Origin of the sequence: Mesorhizobium sp. M2A.F.Ca.ET.043.05.1.1, assembly GCF_003952445.1 — a bacterium.
Lineage (GTDB): Bacteria > Pseudomonadota > Alphaproteobacteria > Rhizobiales > Rhizobiaceae > Mesorhizobium.
Genome location: NZ_CP034446.1, coordinates 5,510,596 through 5,528,568 on the forward strand (window position 1 = coordinate 5,510,596; position 17,973 = coordinate 5,528,568).

The 17,973-nt window shown below is 59.2% G+C and carries 16 protein-coding genes and 2 pseudogenes; 9 read left to right on the forward strand and 9 right to left on the reverse strand.

Going from position 1 to position 17,973, the window contains the following annotated elements:
* Nucleotides 1–173 precede the first annotated feature (173 nt).
* The 3 genes from EJ069_RS26655 to EJ069_RS26665 all read left to right on the forward strand — a co-directional run bounded on the left by EJ069_RS26655 (nt 174) and on the right by EJ069_RS26665 (nt 3,762).
* Nucleotides 174–1,460 carry a dicarboxylate/amino acid:cation symporter gene (locus tag EJ069_RS26655; protein WP_126063813.1) on the forward strand — a complete coding sequence of 429 codons (1,287 nt, stop codon included), beginning with the start codon at nt 174–176 and terminating at the stop codon, nt 1,458–1,460.
* A gap of 272 nt (nt 1,461–1,732) precedes the next feature.
* The gene (locus tag EJ069_RS26660; protein ID WP_024505889.1) at nt 1,733–2,794 is read left to right on the forward strand and encodes a LacI family DNA-binding transcriptional regulator; all 1,062 of its coding nucleotides are present in this window, start codon (nt 1,733–1,735) and stop codon (nt 2,792–2,794) included.
* Between the two features lie 164 nt (nt 2,795–2,958).
* The gene (locus EJ069_RS26665; RefSeq protein WP_024505888.1) at nt 2,959–3,762 is read left to right on the forward strand and encodes a TIM barrel protein; all 804 of its coding nucleotides are present in this window, start codon (nt 2,959–2,961) and stop codon (nt 3,760–3,762) included.
* 48 nt (nt 3,763–3,810) lie between these two features.
* Here EJ069_RS26665 and EJ069_RS26670 read toward each other — a convergent pair whose 3' ends face one another.
* Entirely contained in the window at nt 3,811–4,728 is a 918-nt protein-coding gene (locus EJ069_RS26670; RefSeq protein WP_024505887.1) for a LysR family transcriptional regulator, read from the reverse strand.
* Between the two features lie 701 nt (nt 4,729–5,429).
* Between EJ069_RS26670 and EJ069_RS33925 the strand changes: the two are divergent.
* From EJ069_RS33925 to EJ069_RS26695, 6 genes and pseudogenes are all read left to right on the forward strand, one after another.
* Nucleotides 5,430–5,804: pseudogene (locus EJ069_RS33925) on the forward strand (IS110 family transposase); the annotation flags it as partial.
* Nucleotides 5,805–5,895: 91 nt separating this feature from the next.
* Complete coding sequence (locus EJ069_RS33930) at nt 5,896–6,420, forward strand: transposase (RefSeq protein ID WP_245265439.1); 525 nt, start codon at nt 5,896–5,898, stop codon at nt 6,418–6,420.
* A 1,218-nt stretch (nt 6,421–7,638) separates the two neighbouring features.
* Nucleotides 7,639–7,920, forward strand: a complete 282-nt coding sequence (locus EJ069_RS26680) for an acyl carrier protein (protein WP_126057635.1) — start codon at nt 7,639–7,641, stop codon at nt 7,918–7,920.
* Nucleotides 7,921–9,129 carry a beta-ketoacyl-[acyl-carrier-protein] synthase family protein gene (locus EJ069_RS26685; RefSeq protein WP_126057636.1) on the forward strand — a complete coding sequence of 403 codons (1,209 nt, stop codon included), beginning with the start codon at nt 7,921–7,923 and terminating at the stop codon, nt 9,127–9,129. It begins immediately after the preceding gene.
* A 762-nt stretch (nt 9,130–9,891) separates the two neighbouring features.
* Nucleotides 9,892–10,935: pseudogene (gene nifA / locus EJ069_RS26690) on the forward strand (nif-specific transcriptional activator NifA); the annotation flags it as partial.
* Nucleotides 10,936–11,517: 582 nt separating this feature from the next.
* Complete coding sequence (locus EJ069_RS26695) at nt 11,518–12,084, forward strand: sugar O-acetyltransferase (protein WP_024505228.1); 567 nt, start codon at nt 11,518–11,520, stop codon at nt 12,082–12,084.
* A 307-nt stretch (nt 12,085–12,391) separates the two neighbouring features.
* Here the strand turns inward: EJ069_RS26695 and EJ069_RS26700 are convergent, their stop codons facing one another.
* From EJ069_RS26700 to EJ069_RS26735, 8 genes are all read right to left on the reverse strand, one after another.
* The gene (locus EJ069_RS26700) at nt 12,392–13,285 is read right to left on the reverse strand and encodes an SIR2 family protein (protein ID WP_024505229.1); all 894 of its coding nucleotides are present in this window, start codon (nt 13,283–13,285) and stop codon (nt 12,392–12,394) included.
* 34 nt (nt 13,286–13,319) lie between these two features.
* On the reverse strand, nt 13,320–13,532 hold the full coding sequence (gene nifT, locus EJ069_RS26705) for a putative nitrogen fixation protein NifT (protein WP_024505230.1): 213 nt from the start codon (nt 13,530–13,532) through the stop codon (nt 13,320–13,322).
* Complete coding sequence (locus EJ069_RS26710; RefSeq protein ID WP_024505231.1) at nt 13,529–13,849, reverse strand: nitrogen fixation protein NifZ; 321 nt, start codon at nt 13,847–13,849, stop codon at nt 13,529–13,531. The genes nifT and EJ069_RS26710 overlap by 4 nt, the downstream gene beginning before the upstream one ends.
* Before the next feature lie 85 nt (nt 13,850–13,934).
* Complete coding sequence (locus EJ069_RS26715) at nt 13,935–14,129, reverse strand: 4Fe-4S binding protein (protein ID WP_024505232.1); 195 nt, start codon at nt 14,127–14,129, stop codon at nt 13,935–13,937.
* Nucleotides 14,130–14,158: 29 nt separating this feature from the next.
* Nucleotides 14,159–15,640, reverse strand: a complete 1,482-nt coding sequence (nifB, locus tag EJ069_RS26720; protein WP_024505233.1) for a nitrogenase cofactor biosynthesis protein NifB — start codon at nt 15,638–15,640, stop codon at nt 14,159–14,161.
* A gap of 273 nt (nt 15,641–15,913) precedes the next feature.
* The gene (locus tag EJ069_RS33035; protein WP_245467364.1) at nt 15,914–15,985 is read right to left on the reverse strand and encodes a helix-turn-helix domain-containing protein; all 72 of its coding nucleotides are present in this window, start codon (nt 15,983–15,985) and stop codon (nt 15,914–15,916) included.
* 700 nt (nt 15,986–16,685) lie between these two features.
* Nucleotides 16,686–17,267 carry an alpha/beta fold hydrolase gene (locus EJ069_RS26730; RefSeq protein WP_287152319.1) on the reverse strand — a complete coding sequence of 194 codons (582 nt, stop codon included), beginning with the start codon at nt 17,265–17,267 and terminating at the stop codon, nt 16,686–16,688.
* 396 nt (nt 17,268–17,663) lie between these two features.
* Nucleotides 17,664–17,963, reverse strand: coding sequence for a ferredoxin family protein (locus EJ069_RS26735; protein WP_024505235.1), 300 nt, complete (start codon nt 17,961–17,963; stop codon nt 17,664–17,666).
* Between the last annotated feature and the right edge of the window lie 10 nt (nt 17,964–17,973).

Sequence of the window (17,973 nt, forward strand, 5' to 3'; positions counted from 1 at the left end):
GCAGAATTCCGGCAAGGTGGAGGGTTCCAGTGCGCAACTGCACCAATCTCGCTGGACGGGACAGGCGTCCAGTTGGCACGGCGCTTGCTCCGAGATGACAGCAGCGCTCGACCGGAGCGCAGCATGGGAGAAGGAGGAGCCCCCACCCCGATCCGGTCAGGGAGAGAGAAACGATGTTGGTTCCAAGAGTCCCCCGCGCGATCGCAGCGCCCCGCAAGCGCCATTTTGCCCGGACCTACGTGCAGGTACTTGCCGCCATGGTCCTTGGAGCCGCAATTGGCTACCTCTATCCGGAAACCGGCCAAAGCCTGAAGCCGCTCGGCGATGCCTTCATCAAAGTCATCAAGATGATTATCGCACCTGTCATCTTCCTGACAATTGCGACCGGCATTGCCGGCATGAGCGATCTGCAGAAGGTCGGCCGAGTTGCCGCCAAGGCGATGGTTTATTTCCTTACCTTCTCGACGCTTGCACTCGTTGTCGGGCTGATTGTCGCGAATATCGTTCAGCCTGGCGCCGGCCTCAACATCGATCCGGCCTCGCTCGATGTCGAAGCCGTTAAGGGCTATGTGGCCACGGCTCACGAGCAGTCCGTGACCAGCTTCCTGATGAACATCATCCCGTCAACGATTGCCAGTGCCTTCGCGGAAGGCGACATCCTGCAAGTCTTGTTCTTCTCGGTCTTGTTCGGCATTGCTCTGGCGATGACCGGAGAGACGAGCAGGCCGGTCGTTACCTTTCTCCAGGCGCTCACCGCCCCCATTTTTAAGCTCGTCGGCATTCTGATGAAGGCTGCACCCATCGGCGCCTTCGGCGCTATGGCCTTTACGATCGGCAAATACGGAATCGGTTCGGTGGCCAACCTCGCGATACTGGTCGCGACGTTCTATCTGACCGCCTTCCTCTTCGTGTTCGGGGTTCTCGGCGTGGTCTGCCGCTGCAACGGCTTCTCGATCTTTTCTCTTGTCCGCTACATCAAGGACGAGCTGCTGCTTGTCCTGGCAACGTCCTCCTCGGAGGCCGCGCTGCCCTCGCTCATGGAGAAGATGGAGAAGGCCGGCGCCGCGCGTTCGGTCGTAAGTCTCGTCATCCCTACTGGATACTCATTCAATCTGGACGGCACCAATATCTACATGACGATCGCCGCCCTCTTCATCGCGCAGGCGACGAACACAGATTTGTCAATTGCCGATCAGATCCTCCTGCTGCTAATTGCGATGCTTTCCTCGAAGGGTGCGGCAGGCGTCACCGGCGCCGGCTTCATCACATTGGCCGCTACTCTGTCTGTCGTGCCGAGTGTTCCCGTTGCCGGAATGGCTCTAATTCTTGGCGTGGACCGCTTCATGTCGGAATGCCGCGCGCTGACGAATTTAGTCGGTAATGCGGTGGCATCGCTCGTTGTCGCTCGCTGGGAAGGCGAATTGGACCAGTCCCGGATGGAAGCCGCTTTCCGCGGTTAGGGTTACATCAAACGGGCTCCCCGCAAGCAAGCAATAGCGCGACGTGTAAGTCACGGCCTTCACAGCAGTCGAATTGCCGGCCTCCAAAGAGCGCTGGAAATAGTGTACTAACGCGGAGAGTAATACAACACCATGAAGCCCCTAAGCAAACGAACGGTTCACGGAAACTCATCTGGGTCCGCATGGAGCGCTGTTCGTCGAATGCGTTATCAACCGTGGGGTGTGGTAACTATTTCAGCTTGCCGCCCCAAGCCGTCGCGGGATCGCACCGGATGACGGAGGACCGGCCGATCAGAATCGCTAGGGGAAAGCGCGTCACAATTGCCGATCTCGCCCGCGAAGCCGGAGTCAGCGTAGCAACAGTCGATCGGGTTCTGAACGTCCGCCTTCCGGTGCGAGAGGAGACCGCCCAGCGGGTCCATGCGGCCGCGCACGCGATCGGCTATCATGCTGCCGGTCTCATCAAACAGCGCTTGCAGCAGCACCTGCCGCACTACAAGCTGGGCTTCATCTTGAGAAAACCTGCCCACGATTTTTACCAAGATTTCGCTCGCAATATTGAAGAGTCGGTCAGTATGGCTAAATCCTTCCACGGCCTTCCGATCATCGAGTTCGCGCAGTCACATTTGCCGCGTGACCTGCTCCCGCTTCTTAAGGACCTTGGAAGCCGCTGCCAGGCGATCGCCATGGTGGCGGCCGATCACCCGAAAATCACAGCATCAGTCGAGGAGCTCAAGGCGAAAGGTATCCCGGTATTTTCGCTGTTATCCGACTTCGCCGATGGCGTGCGCGAGGGCTACATCGGCCTCAACAACAGCAAGGTCGGACGGACTGCCGCTTGGGTGTTTTCCAAGGCCGCAAAACGGCCCGGCAAGGTGGCGGTGTTTGTCGGAAGCCATCGCTTCCAGGCGCATGCGACGCGGGAAACGGCCTTTCGTGCCTATTTTCGTGAGAACGCGCCCAAATTCGAGGTGCTTGATCCGCTCGTGAACCTTGATGAACGGCAGCTCACTTACGAAAAATTGCTGGATCTTATGCAGCGGGAACCAGAGCTCGTCGGCTTCTATATGGCCGGCGGGGGTATAGAGGGAGCAATTTCCGCGCTCCGAGAAGAGGGGAGCGGTCAGGATCTCGTCGCGATCGTGAGTGAAATGACGCCGCAGTCACGTGGGGCGCTTGCGGATGACATCTTGACGATGGCGGTCGGCACGCCAATGCGCCGACTTTGCCAGGAGCTGATAATGGCAATGGAGCGGGCCATCAAAGCCGGCGTCGCGGAGAGCCCGGGGCAGACATTTCTGCCGTTCGACATTTATCTTCCGGAAAATATTTGACCTTGATGGATTTCTATCATGAGCGCCCATTTTCCTTTCACCGATGAAAGGAAAGCTCGATTGACTCGGCCGTCTCTGTCCGATCTGTGAACCGGCGTGGTTCCGTCTTGAAAGAAGCCGGATGCCGAAATGGCAGCCGCGCTTCATGGAAGGAAAGTCAAGCAATGCGCCAGGTATCGCCCCGCTTTGCACTCGATCACATGGCGGCGCCCCGCCTTGACGTCAGTGCGCTTTTCGCGCTTGCCCGTGACCAAGGCCTGACCGACGTCCAAATCCGTTACCCTCATTTCAGCAATCCTGTCGCACGCGGCATTCCGGCTGCGGACGTTCGGTTTGCCGCTACCGAAGCGGGCGTCACGATCATCTCTGTCAACGCCTTGCAGCGGTTCAACGACTGGACTCCAACGCGTCAGGCCGAGGCAAGCAACCTCGCCGATTATGCGACGGCGTGCGGGGCAGAGACGCTCGTGTTGGTGCCGGCCAACCGCAGCTCGTGGCCCACCAATAGCGAGCGCCAGGACAATCTTCGTTTCGCTCTAAACGAGATCAAGCCAATCCTCCAGTCGCGGGGTCTGATCGGTCTCATCGAGCCGCTGGGTTTCCGAACCTGCTCGCTTCGATCAAAGAAGGAAGCGGCCGAGGCCGTTGCCGCGGTTGATGGCCAGTCCGTCTTTCGCCTCGTGCACGACACGTTCCACCACACCCTGGCCGGGGAGACATGCCTGTTCTGCGAGCTTACCGGCCTGGTGCACATTTCAAGCGTAAACGACCCGACCTTCTGGATTTACCCCGATCGCTTTCTTGCAGGTTCCGACAATGGCAGCCAGATTCAGGCGCTGCTGGATGGCGGCTACGCGGGACCTTTCTCGTTCGAGCTGATCGAGGAAGTCCATTCTCTGGACGATCTCGCAGGCGCACTTGCCGCCAGCATCGACTTTATCCGGCGAGGGCTATTGTCGTCAAAGTAGATGGTGACAGGTGTAGTGACTATAGGTGCGCCTGAATTTTCCGAGGGTTCACAGCGGGGCAGCCATCCGAGATGCCTCCTGTATCATTATCTCCCGCATCCAGATGCTTGCCGGATCGCTATTGTGGAGGGCCGGCCATTGGAGGGTCTCGGTGAATGTGGGAAATGGCAGCGGAAGTTCGATAACCCGCAGGGGGAACGTTTTTTCGAAATGCCTGACCAGCCGTAAGGGCATGGTCGCTATACGAGCTGTGCCGGACACCATAGGTGGAATCATGCTGAAGCCCTGCACGGCGACCTCGACACGTCTCTTAAGGCCATGCTCAAGCAAAAACCATTCCTCGATAGACGGCTTCATCGTACGCCCGAACCTGACCGCGACGTGCCTCATCGACATGTATCTCTCGAATGTAAGCTGCTGTGGCAGCTGCTTGTTTGTGGGACAGCCTACGCACACGAGCTTCTCGTCAAACAGCGCAATGCTTGAATGCACACTCGACGTGAACATATCCGGTAGAATTAGAAAATCGACGTCACCGCGCCGGAGAAGCTCATCGGGGCTATCGTCGACAGGCAGCAGTTCGAAGCTGACGGCGGGGGCTTCCCGTGAAATACGCTCCACAAGCTTTTCGAAAAACACGAGCGTGACGAAATCGGAAAGAATGATCCTGAAGAGGCGATCGGCTCGAGCTGGGTCAAACGGATCCGAAGAAATAATCGAGCACTGGATGTGCTGGAGAGCGTCGCGAACTGCGGGGGCAAATGCTGCCGCACGCGGGGTTAGAAATCGTTCGCGACCTCTTATCGTAAACAGTTCATCGCGGAAATAATCGCGCAGTCGGGCGACGGCCGCACTCATGGCGGGCTGACTCAGGTTGATCCTGCGTGCCGCCGCCGAGAGATTACGCTCCGTCAGGAGTGCGTCGAGCACAACGAGGAGATTTAGATCAAGTCCTTTGAAACGCATGTCATCAGCCATCCATGGGATGGATGCCTTTAACCGAAACAAACGACTTTAACAATTTAGCATTCTTGCAATCTTTTGTCGCAAAAAGTTTATGATGGATGACGTTAAGGTCCGACATATGAGCCGCGTGATCTGCCGAAGCGAGCAATCGTTCGTACTGTGCAGGTCAGAGATTGGCAGTTTGAAACGCCGGGCCGATGGCGCCGGGCTATCAACCAGCGTCTTCGGCGGCCCCGACCTAGCTGGGCGTGGAATCTAATAGGGTGCACCTTTCCAGTCCGAGGCGACTGATGGGCGGTTTGATCCTAAGCTGCCGTGAGGCCTGTGCCAATTGTATCGGCGAGCCAATGCAGCAGTCCGGCAGCGTTTTTGAGAGCTGTTGTAGGCTCGGCCTAAGCCCATTGGCGCAAGCCTATCTGAACGAAGCGCTTGGCCTTGCCGCTATCCGGTATGTGATCTGTGGTGTCTTCTCGTCCTGCTGTTCTTGTTTTGGAACGCCCTTATGGTGAGCCCATCCGGGACGTGGGGCACCGGGAGCACAAAGGTGCAGGCAGGCCGTCAATAGACCGTGGGCTGAGAGCCCGAGCTCGTTACATGGCCGCCCCTGGCGACTTTCCCGGATGCGCTGCGAGCGCGGATCAGTAGATGTCGTGTTGCCCGCCAGCTCCCGTCTTTGACCGAGCCAAGAAGGAGGAACGGGCATGCTTATCATCGGACTGGATATTCACCGCGCCTTCGCCGAAGCAGTGGCATGGGAGGAGGGCAGGCTCAGGCGACTCGGCCGCGTCGACATGCGGCGCGATCTGCTGGCGGCGTTCGCCGCGAAGCTGTCGCCGAACGATGTCGGGGTGATCGAGGCCACCGGCAGCGCGACGTCCGCTGCAGCTGTGATTGCGCCGCATGTGAAGAAGGTGGGGATCGCCAAGCCGAAACAGGTGTTTATCGTTGCCTATGCCAAGATCAAAACGACGATCGACGCCGACGTTCTTGCGCAGCTCTATGCCAGCGGCTTCTTGCCAGAAGTCTGGATTGCGGACGAGCCGACGCAGGCTCTGCGTCGACAGGTGACACGGCGCAATCAGATTGTCCGACAGAGATCTCGATTGAAGAGCGTCATCCAGTCGATCCTTCATAGCCACCTGATCCGTCCTGCCCGCATGCCGACCTGTGCGGCGCCAAGGGTCGGACCTGGTAATCGAGCAGGTCGTACCGCAGGACGAGCGCCTCGCGATCGATGGGCATCTGCGCGAGTTCGACCGATTGGGCGAAGACCTCCAGGTCATCGAACGCGATCTTGTCCGCTCGGCTCTCGAGGATGAAGGCGTGAAGCGGCTGATGACCATTCCCGGCGTCGACATCACCGTCGCGCTGGCGATGAAGGGCGGCGATCGGCGACGTGTCGCGCTTCGACGATCCGCAGAAGCTCGTGACCTATCTCGGGTTGAACCCAAGCGTCCAGCAGTCCGGCCAGGTCCGGCCTACCATGGGCGGATCACCAAGCAGGGCCGTGGTCATGCGCGCGGCATGCTCGTCGAGGCGGCCTGGGCGGCCGCTCGTGCTCCCGGACCGTTGCGAGCCTTCTCCCTGCGGCGTGCGAGCCCGGCGCGGACAGCATGTCGCGGCCGTGGCAACCGCACGCAAACTCTCTGTCGTGATCTGTCATCTGTTGAGAAGGGCGAGAGTTACGCGTAGGCTCGACCCTCCCTGCATGCCAAGAAGCTTGCGCGATGTGGAACTCAAGGCCGGGAGCAAGGCTGTGCGCGGCCAAAAGGGAGCGCACGCCTACAACATAAAGAGCCACCGGGAAGAAGAGCGCCGCTGGGTGGAGCAGGCCGAGGGCGCCTATGCACGCCTCGTCGCCGGTTGGAACCCACGAGGTCCGAAGAGGGTAGGCACGGATGCCGCAAACCGGGCGCCCAGCTTGGCATAAGGGCTACGTGGCCTCAGGAAGCGTCGTCGCCAATGCAGACCATGGACGAATTCCCAGCCGATGCCGAGATGCCGGTCGACCGTGCCTGTCGCCGTCCGGTGATGCGATGCCCCCGAGCGGATGAGTTCGCCCCGGATGCTCCCGGTCACGACGCACGGGTTCGGGTTCCAAGGCGCTCAGTTTTGTTCGCGCCCAATCGGTGTAGGACGCGGCAGAAAATACGAGCGTGACGAAATCGGGAAGAATGATCCTGAAGCGGCGATTCGGTAGAGCCGGGTCAAACTATCCGACGAAATAAACGAGCACTGGATGGGCGGGAGAGCGTCGCGAACTGGAGGGCAAGAGCTCCCGGACGCAGCGTTAAGTTTGAATACCTCCGCGGACATGGTCGCGAGCTTATCGCGCAAATAATCGAGCAGCCGAGCGCCGGCCGCACTCATGACCGGCTGGGCTCGGTTAATCCTGCATGCCGCGCCCATGAGGTTGCGCTCTGTCGGGAGTGCGTCGAGCACAACGACGAGATGTAGTTCACGATCTTTGAAACGCGTGGTCAACTATCCAAAGTGTGGATGCCTTTCATCGAAACAAACGATTTCATCAATGTTCTGGAATCCTGCATGGGCAGAAGCACCTGACGCACACCGATGCCCCCACTGCCTCATGGCGTGGCGAGCGTCTTAAGAAACCGCCCGAAAGGAGATTTTTCATGCGCTCTACCGGGCAGTGGAGTGCTGGGAAAGGGAGTTGCAACTGACCGGGTCCGACTTCTTCCGAGCCTATGGACAGACTGGGAGACGCGCACGGTGTAGCGGCTCACATCGTCATACTGCACCTACGCCACACACCGGCCGGACCTGATCCGGCTTTATGAGCATTGGGCTTTGTCAGTTGCCCAAGCGTGATGGCTTTCGCGACGCGGCGCGCCTCAGGAACTGAGCCGCGTCCAGGTCGAAACGCGGGAAAGAAAGACAGGAAACAGAATGGCCGATCAATTCGCAACGGACGTCATTGCCCTGATCAAGAAACGCGCCGAGTCGGAGAGCGGTGAGGGAATGCCTACGTCATTCGTCGGCGAGATAACAATCGCCACGGAACTGGACGCGCTCGGGTTTGATTCGCTGGGTTTGGCGGACGTCCTCTGGGATGTGGAGCAGGCCTACGGCATCAAGATCGACATGAACACGGCCGATGCCTGGTCCAATCTCAAGAATGTCGGCGACGTCGTGGAAGCCGTCCGCGGCTTGCTTGCGAAGGAGGCTTGAATGGACAGGCGCGTCGTTATCACCGGAGTGGGCGGCCTGTGCGGACTGGGCACCGACGCCGCCTCTATGTGGAAAGAGATGCGCGAAGGCCGCTCCGCCATCGGCCCGATCGCCAATTCCGAGCTTCATGACCTGGAGGGCATGACCGGCGCTGAGATCAAGGCGCTGCCCCAGCACGACATCAATCGCAAGCAGTTCGTCTCCATGGCCCGCTTCAGCTTGCTCGCCGTGCTTGCAGCGCGCGAAGCCATGCGGCAGGCCGGACTTTCCTGCGACGAGGGGAATGCCCATCGCTTCGGCGCGACAGTGGGCGTCGGCGGCTTGGGCTGGGATGTGATGGAGGAAACTTACCGGGCCCTCCTTTTGGACGGCGCGAGGCGAGTTGGCATCCTCGCTGTACCCAAAACGATGCCAAGCGCCGCCGCCGGCCAGGTGAGCTTGAGCCTCGGCTTGCGCGGGCCGGTCTTCGGGGTGACCTCCGCATGTGCCTCGGCCAACCATGCGATCGCCTCGGCGGTGGACCAGATCAAGCTGGGCCGGGCCGACGTAATGGTTTCCGGAGGCAGCGACGCACCCTTCGCATGGGGCGTGCTGAAAGCATGGGAAGCAATGCGCGTGCTTTCACCCGATACCTGCCGGCCCTTCTCCGCCGATAGGAAGGGCCTGGTGCTGGGCGAGGGTGCGGGCATGGCCGTGCTGGAAAGCTACGAGCATGCCACGAGGCGTGGTGCCACAATTCTTGCCGAGATCGCCGGCGTCGGCCTTTCCGCCGATGCCTTCCACATTGCCGCGCCATCTGTCGAGGGGCCAGCGTCGGCGATGCGCGCCTGCCTTGCCGATGCCGGGCTGAATGCCGAGGACGTCGACTACCTCAACGCGCACGGCACCGGTACCAAAAGCAATGATCAGACTGAAACGGCGGCGATCAAGCGTGTGTTTGGAAACCACGCTTATTCGATGTCCATCTCTTCCACCAAGTCCACGCACGCGCATTGCCTCGGCGCAGCGAGCGCGCTTGAAATGATCGCCTGCGTGATGGCAATCCAAGAGGACGTCGTGCCGCCGACCGCCAACTATCGCGAGCCAGATCCCGCTTGCGACCTCGACATCACACCCAATGTGCCGCGCGAGCGCAAGGTGCGCGTCGCCATGAGCAACGCCTTCGCCATGGGCGGTACGAACGCAGTTCTGGCATTCAGGCAGGTGTAGAAGCCATGCAAGACGCCTCATTTGAGGTCACCTGTCGTATCTAGCTGCTTGAGGGGCGGGGCATTGTGATACAGGGAGAGCTGTGGGGTCCCTCCTTCTCGGCCTCGACGATGTGGAAGGAGCCTGTGCGGCGAAACGGGCTAGACGCCCCCAGGCCCAGAACTTGGGCGAAACCAACTCCCACCAAAGGACAGCCGGTTTAGTAGCCGAACAATGAAACCTCGCTCGACGAGCCGCCGTCTCTACTGTCTCCGGCCTCACGCGGTTGAAGCGAACAGCGCAGCAGCTACTGTTCCGCACAACTCGGATGGCAATTGGGACAAGTCCGCACATGTCGTCACGTACGCTGAACGCCGCAGGTACAGCCAAACTGGGGCGGGGCGTTTCTGCCGTTTTGATAGAATTCTATCAAACTGACAATTTTCCTTGCATAAATGCAAGGAGAGCTCGGTTGACTCCCCTCCTTTCTTGTCAAGGATGAGTTTGCAGGCTGCGGTGCGGCAGAAGCCGGACAGAACAGCGACCGGTCGAGTAAAGGCCTGCGCAAACCGCATATTGCGAGCGCCCGCGCGGAGGAAGACGCTCGTCCTGGTGAAAGGCAACGATGCTCAGGCGCCATTGCCATTTGCCGAGGGCGTCCGCGCGCCGAAAATTTCGAAGCAACAAAGGTGAGATCGAGAATGATGATGACGAAATACAACACAGCTCACCGTCCAGTGCAGTTCTACCGGCGGGTGGCGGAGTGGGATGGGCTGCCAAATGGAACGTAAAAAGATCAGCAAGGAGATGCTTGGCGATAGTCAGGCGCTGCGCAAGCTGCGTGAGCACCTTGTCAAGGTGGCCAAGGCGAAGACTACGGTCCTGTTGCGAGGTGAATCCGGAACCGGTAAGGAGCTGGTTGCCAAAGCCATTCACGAGCTCTCGCCTCGCGCCAAGCAGCCCTTCATCAAGGTCAATTGCGCGGCGCTCACCGAGACGCTTCTGGAATCTGACTTGTTCGGTCATGAGAAGGGTGCCTTCACCGACGCGAGCAGTTTGCGCAAGGGGCGCTTTGAGGCTGCCGACAAAGGCACATTGTTTCTGGACGAGATTGGCGAAATATCAGGTTCGTTCCAGGCTAAGCTGCTGCGTGTCCTGCAGGAGCAGGAGTTTGAGCGCGTCGGCAGCAACCACACCATTAAAGTTGATGTTCGCGTGATTGCCGCAACGAACAGGGACTTGGAAACGGCAGTTCAACGCAAGGAGTTCCGGCAAGACCTCTATTATCGCATCAACGTCGTCACTTTACGCGTGCCGGCATTGCGCGAAAGGCGAGGTGATATTCCGCTCTTGGCCGCTCAGTTTCTCAAGAATTTCAATACTGAGAATGATCACACGCTGACCTTCGCTCCCGAAGCGATTGAGGTGCTAATGAACTGCGAATTTCCAGGCAACATCCGAGAGCTCGAAAACTGCGTTCAACGGACGGCAGTTCTGGCGACGGGTCCATCAATCCTCAGAACTGACTTTGCCTGTTACGCGGATCAGTGCTTGGCCGCGGCGCTGTGGAAGAACGGACCGCCGACGTCAGAGAAGTCGACTACGATCCAGCCTTCCGCCGCCTGTGCCGCCCCGCCCGTCGGCGACGGGCAAGCGCCGATAGGCCCTGCCACGAGTCGTGGTAGGGTGCCCGATGCCGATACGGTCATTGCTGCCATGGAAAAGTGTGGCTGGGTGCAGGCAAAGGCGGCGCGCCTGCTCGGTTTGACCCCGCGCCAGATCGGCTACGTGCTGAGAAAACGCGGTATCGAGATCAAGCGTCTCTGAAACAACCCGCCGAGCAAGAGCTGGAGCAGGTCAAGCATTGGTGCTCTGGCGAGCCCATCGGCCAGGCTTACGAAGTGGGTGTGAACAGCGCTGCCAAGATTCCGGCCGTGTGCTTTCTACCACGTAGTCATACTGGGGCTCTGCGACTGACAAACTAAAAAGGAGTAATCCTATGGCTAGTAACTTCGCTCTACACCGCAAGGCAAATCAATTCGACGTGCCTGGATCCAGAAATAATCGATGTATTATTGGTGACACGCCAGCATGCGTAGAGGCGACGCGCAGATCTCCGCTGGCGGGACCTGGTCGATACATTAGCTGATGGCTTACCGCTCGATATCACGCAATCTGAGATGGGCATGAAAGTGAGTTCGACCGCTGGACAGTTGCCGACCTCGTCAGGTATTGGCCCCTGCGACCGGTTGATCTGCGATATCCAAATTCGCGGAAGTTGGTCGAGACGAAACTGTCGCCCCGGCTCGTGACCGACCGCGCGCCCGGCAAGACCGAGTTACAAAGTTGCCGAGGCAGTTTGATGTGCGTTCCTGCATCACTGTACGGGACACGACCTGACGGGAGACTATGATGCGTAGCCAAAAAGAAAAGATGCTCGCAGGCGAGTTTTACAATGCGGCGGATCCGGAGATCCAAGCTGACCTGTTGGCCACCGGGGCTTGGCTCAAGCGGTACAATGATACGCTGGGGCAGACCACGGGGCATTGGCATGAGCTTTTGTCCGAGCGGCTGGGAGAGGTTGGGCGCGGAACGGTCATCCGTCCGCCCTTTTTTTGCGACTACGGATTCAATATCCGCATTGGAGCCAATGCCTACATCAACTTCAACTGCGTTATTCTTGACGTGGTAGAGGTCAAAATCGGGCAAGGAACGGCAATTGGGCCTGCTGTGCAGATTTATACCGCCGATCATCCACATGATGCCGAGCAGCGGCAGGCCGGCCTGCAGGTCGGGCGTCCTGTTCACATTGGCAGCCGTGTCTGGATCGGCGGTGGAGCAATCATTCTGCCTGGCGTCACGATTGGTGATAATGCAGTGGTAGGCGCTGGCTGCGTGGTCACACGAGATGTTCCCGCCGGGGCAAAGGTAGTGGGAATTCCTGCTCGCGTGGCCGACCCACATAAACAGGCATAATCAACCTCGTTGACCCTGGAGGTGCATGCGAACTGTCGAAACTGTGCCGAATTTTTGTCGAAGCCATTGAGCGCTGCATATGTTGTCGCGACTCGGGCGCTTCAGTTCTTTTGCCACGGGGGTCACAAGATCATGTGCGTAATGCCGCCGCAACGTGCTCACGTCCCGCAGCAGCGGACCCTTTCACATCGCCCAACGAATTCAGAGCCTACGTTGTGCTGCCACTAGCATTACTACTCACGAATGTATTCCCAACTGAGTTTTCGCCCTTGGAGGCAAGCAGCGACTCACCAGCAATCGCCGGCCATTAATCCTGGCTAGCATCGACCCCGACGAGGCGAGCCGCGGCGTTGCGGATCGGCATGTCGATGACCGTGATTGCGCCTTCGGCAAGGAAACGACGTTCGTTTCTGGTCAGCGTAGCCGAATCGATCACCGCAAAATGTGGGCCAGTGGAGCGCTTCATCAGCTGTCTGGCATATGTGCGCAGCATCTGATCGTTGAAGCGGCAGCCCACGAAGAAAAAACCCCGGTTGACGCGCCGTTGCTTCACCGCGTCCGGGATCGGCGTCTGGATATCAATTTCGGTTAGGACTTCGACGTAATCGGAATCAGCCACGAGGAAGTTTGCCGCCGGCCTGACGCTGCCGTGCGGCGCATAGAGCACCGTCCTAGCCACTTGTTCGGCCTCGAGTTCTGTTCCTGACAAATCGTAAGTTCTCGTCCAGATGTTACCGATTCCGGTCGCGCGCGTCGTTCCTTGTATCTCGACAACGTCTGTTTGGCCGGCCTCTGCAAGGGCTGCTCGCATGGCGCCATCGTACCAGCTGTCGATGATGACAGACAGTTGAAGGGTTGCGAGCCAGGCGTGAAGAACGGTCGGCTCGGCGGGGGCTGCGAATATCTCCGCCATCCACGCTTGGAGAGTCCGACGATGTCGGCGCTGCTCGATAAACTGCGCGACCGACCACATATTGGTGCGAATCCTGGAAGGGGCAGGCGCCCGCTTGTTGAGGGCCGCGGCGACATCTTCAGGGGTGCAAGGTACAGGTGATTCCGGTGGGTTAAGCTGCAGAAGACCAGGACCGAGATAGGGGATCACTCGATCGGCCTTGAGAGCGCCGTTCAGCAGGTCAATCAGTTTTTTGGCAAAACTGCCCCGGACGACGACGAGATGGTCCCAGCTCAGCATCGTGTTCATACGCGTTTCCTCTCCGCCACTGAACCCACCGGCATCAGGCCCCGTCGGAAATCTTCATCGCCTCGACGGTGATCGGCAAACGCGTGTCGCGCGGAAGGTCGGGCAGCATGAGCCGCCAACCGTTCCTGAGCGTCACGGTCCCGCCCCATAAGTCAGCGTTCTCAATCTCGGTGATCGGCTCTTCGAGATCCTTCTTGGGGACATAAGCCGACAAGCCAGTAGCGGTCCTGCGAATCATTACTTTCATCCGGCTGTTCCCCCGTTGGAAATGCCTTCAGCTCCGCAGGGAACCTCGACTTTGTCGAGGCTAATGAGTTCGCGCGCTCGCATGCCGACGACCGTGCCACGATCGATCCATTCGACCGCATAGATGAAGAATTGCTGGAGAAAGGTTCCAATGTCGCGCACGTAGCCTTCGTCGCCCTTCCGCACGAGGTTTTCGCCGATCTCCTTGCCGGGATAGGTGCCGTCGTTTTTTATGTGGCGTATCGCACGGACCCGCTCACCCTGCATGAACCGTGGCGGTCTGCCGATTTCGACCTCCTGTTCGCGTCTGGACCACATGCTGTCCATTCCTTTCTCGAGGCTTTTGTTGTGGTCGCGGGTTGCAGGCGTCGTCGTGCGGCGAACCCGACCGTTTCGGTAGGAATCAAGCGGGAACGCAGGTTTTCGGTACCGGACAGACCGACACGCATTGCTGCGTATCGAAGGCCTCCTTGCATTCGGTGCACTTGTTTGGATCGATCACATAGGCGTCGCCCTTGAACTTGATCGCTTCCGAAGGACATTCGAACTCGCAGGCCCCGCATTGGGTACATTGGGATGCGATGATCTTTAAAGCCATTCTAACTCCTGGTTATCGGACGAGACGGCTCAGGCCGTCGCCGCTAGTGGTCTGATCCCAAACTCTGCCGCGTAAAGTGCGCTGACTGCGGTCTCGATGTAGTCATGGCCATAGGCGTCGGTTACGCGCAGTCCAGCTCGCGAGAGTTGTTCCTTCGGGCGATTTCCGATCTTGGCGCATAGCACTATGTGTATGCCTTCGAGCGCTGCGATGACGCCCTCGAGGATGGCGTCTTCGCCCCCGCCTCCGAGGCAATACCGCTCGACCTTCCGATGCCCGACCAAGCTGATCCCTCTAGGCGAGACTTCATAAACCTGGAATTCCTTCGCGTGGCCGAAGTGTTCGTTGACCCGTCCACCTCCCTTAGTGGCCACCGCAACCAGAAGCGACTTTTCGGAGTCTGTTGCCTTGACCATACCGATGGCCTCGCTCCTCGCCGCCTCATGATCACGGCGCTCGTGTGCGACCACCTGCCGATAGGCCTGACGCTTGCCAGCATCGTAGGCGACATCGTCGGGAATCCCGTCCAGCGTGAATTCCTGGCCACGATCTTCACCGAGCAGGCCGACAGCATCTGCCCGGCACTGCCGGCAGTGGCGCATCAACTTGGCGCCACCTTCAAGTCGATCCTGAAGAGCCATCATCTCCATTGCCGTTGGGCCGCGCTGCCCGATGAGTCCGTAGTGGGTACCGTGCGCCGGGTCCGAAATCAGAGGCATCACGTTGTGCAGAAACGCGCCCCGCTCCCTGACCATTTTGTTCACCTCAAACAGGTGCTGGTCGTTCACTCCAGGAATCATCACCGAGTTGATTTTGGTGAGGATGCCGCGCGCGCTCAGCATCTCCAGGCCCAGCATCTGCCGCGCGTGCAAGATTCGAGCGGCTTCGATGCCGAAGTAGCGGCGATTTTCATAAAAGATCCATGGATAGATCTTCGCGCCGACTTCCGGGTCGACCATGTTGATGGTGACCGTCACGTGATCAACATTCATTTCGGCAAGCTCGGCGACATGGTCCGGCAGCACGAGCCCATTAGTGGAGACGCACAGCTTTATGTCGGGGATTTCCCTGATGACGCGGTCGAGCGTTGCCTTCGTTTTCTCCCAATCGTAACAGGCATCCCCCGGCCCAGCGATGCCAAGAACCGAAAGCTGCGGAACTTTGTTGGCAACGGCGATGACCTTGCGTAGCGCTTGGTCGGGCGTCAACTTCTCAGACACAACACCAGGCCGGCTCTCGTTGGCGCAATCGTATTTGCGATTGCAATAGTTGCACTGGACATTGCAAGCCGGCGCGACCGCCACATGCATACGCGCGAAATAATGATGCGCTTCCTCCGAAAAGCAGGGGTGATCCTTGATCCTTTCCCAAATAGCCGGATCCCCTTCGCCCGGGCTGGTCGGCGACGAGCCGTAGGAGGACGATGCGCAGCCACCGGATTTCGCGGCTGCCAGAAAACCCTCGGATGTCGTGCTAGTCGGCCCCTCAATCGAAACTGTCGGTGAGGACATCAAACGGCTCCGTTGCTGGTAACGTCGCGGTTCAAGGTGCAAGAGCCATACCAACTGAAAAAAGCGGCTTCAGTTCACTATTCGGGTCGATATCGCATTGTGTCAGGCCGGCGCGACACAATTTTGTCCTGCTTGCGACAGTGCAAGTCCAAATCCGTTCAGAAGCACGAAGCACTCCTTGTCGCGCACAGGGCGCGCAAGACCACTGGCCTGACGATTGGCTCATCAGGCTCTTAGAATTTCCTTCACCTCGATACTATGCCGGCGTATCGCCTAGCCGACTTGTCGCAGCTTGAGGCCGAGAATTCGAGCCGCATTAGCCTGAACCCAGCCGGCCTTCTCCATTGTGTCGATCAGCCGTCACGCTCCGTCCGCCGCGGTCTCAGCCCCCGTCCGGCCGTATCGTTAGAATCGCAAGTGGCTATCTCGTGTTCAGGGGGCGCCGATGCGCCGAACCGGCATCGTGCTGGCCCGTGAGAGCTCGTCGATGACATTGCCACGTTCCGAAAGATTGGTTCCTTCCAGAGGAGAACGCCAAGCACGCAGTTCTCCGGCTCGGACGTTGCCGGGGAAATAGCATTGCGAGATCAGCTCAACTGCCGACGGCGCAAAGCCATGGTTCTCCATATTTCAAGGGTAAGCGCTGTGTCCTTCCAGGAGGACCCGCGATCTGTGGGCCTGCCGATTCTGAGGTGGATCGGAGATCGGCTTGTGTCTGAACTTGAACTTACGATTGACCCTGAGCGGCAGCCTCGGCGTTTTCGAGGGTGATCAACGGCGCTGTTGGTCGGCGGCATTGGTCGATGGACGACAAGGCACGGAGTCATTCCGAGACCCTGGAGCCGACGCGGTGATCTCGGAGGTTGCCCGGCGCTACGGGCTGCGGCCGCGGCGGAACGCTCGCAAGCTTGCGACGTCGGCAGGACAGGCCACTCCCGCCTAGTGGTTTCGGTGGCGCCACCGGAACGACCCGTTGGGCCTATCCGTGCACCAGAGCTCAAGGCCACGGCCTGAGAATCGGCCGCCGCTCACCCTACTTGGTTCCTCAGCCGACTGCGCTAAGAAGGAGAGCAACTTCCGTCGGCGCGAGGATCATTGCGTCGTGGCCAGTGGCGAGTTCCTGCCACGCCCAGCCATCCTGCTTCGCGACCCATTCTCGCGCTCCCGCCATCGGCGGGTGGAGTGGATTAGTGCAGACGACATAGGTTCGGGGTCTGCCGTTGCCGAGCGGGTGCTCGAGCTTAAGTCCGCTTTCGTAGGTGCCTGCCGGATGCGGTGTTATCCGGCGCCGCACCCAGTCCGTGAGCGAGTGTCCCTCGGGAATGCCGAATGCTGTTGGCGGCGGAGTCGGCATGAAGATACCCCGTCCTTCCTCCGCAACCAATTTTCGACGGGCCGCGACGATGTCGGGGGGCATGGTGCTGAATACACTTTGACCGCTCTCGACGATGGCGCTGTCGAGATAAACGAGATGGCTGATATGGTCGGGTATCCGGTCGGCGGCGCCGGTGATGCTGATGCCGCCTAGACTGTGACCGACAAGGATCACATCGCTCAGCTCTTCCGTCACAATGTGGTTGACGATGTCGGTCACGAATGTGTCGGGCGTGATGTCCTTGCACAGCAAACGTGCGCGTTCGCCGACACCTGGTCGGCGTGGTCACGTGGCATCCCATCTTGCGAAGATTGGCAGCCACGTCCCGCCAACACCATCCGCCATGCCAGGCACCATGCACTAGCACATACGTCTTTGCCATGGGTTGTGCCGTTCCACTTGCTCACCGGCCGTTGTGGCTGCCATCCGGCACGATGGCCGGGCGTTGTCCCAAAGGGGCTCGACCACGTGACCGGTGGTAAGTCCGGCGCACAGGGCAGCGCCGTGGCCTGAGGACACCGCTAACGAGTCAAGGAAATTTGAATTGCGAAAGGCCAATATTCACTAGCTCTTTGCAAGTGGATGGAGAGGCTCATGGTGTGCCGCAGTTGCTCGCTGCCGGCATGCTCTTGGCACGGTCCCGGCTGATCATCCGAACTTGAACAGGACACCAAAGCCGCCGCGCGGATAGTTCCACTCGATGTCGCCGCCTTTCTCGCACAATATCCGGCAGGTGCCGCATTCCATGCAGCCGTCGGCGGTGATCTCGACTTGACCCTTGTCATTCAACTCATAGCATTTCGCCGGACAGACGTAGGTCAACGCAAGCAAGTTCGCGCTTGGCTTGTCGTGCGGTCGCACTATAATATGGGGGCGGCCGGAATCGACCAGATAGCGGTTCTGGTAAAGTTTGTCCTCGACACGAACCTTCGTCACTGCGATCGTCATCTTGTACCCT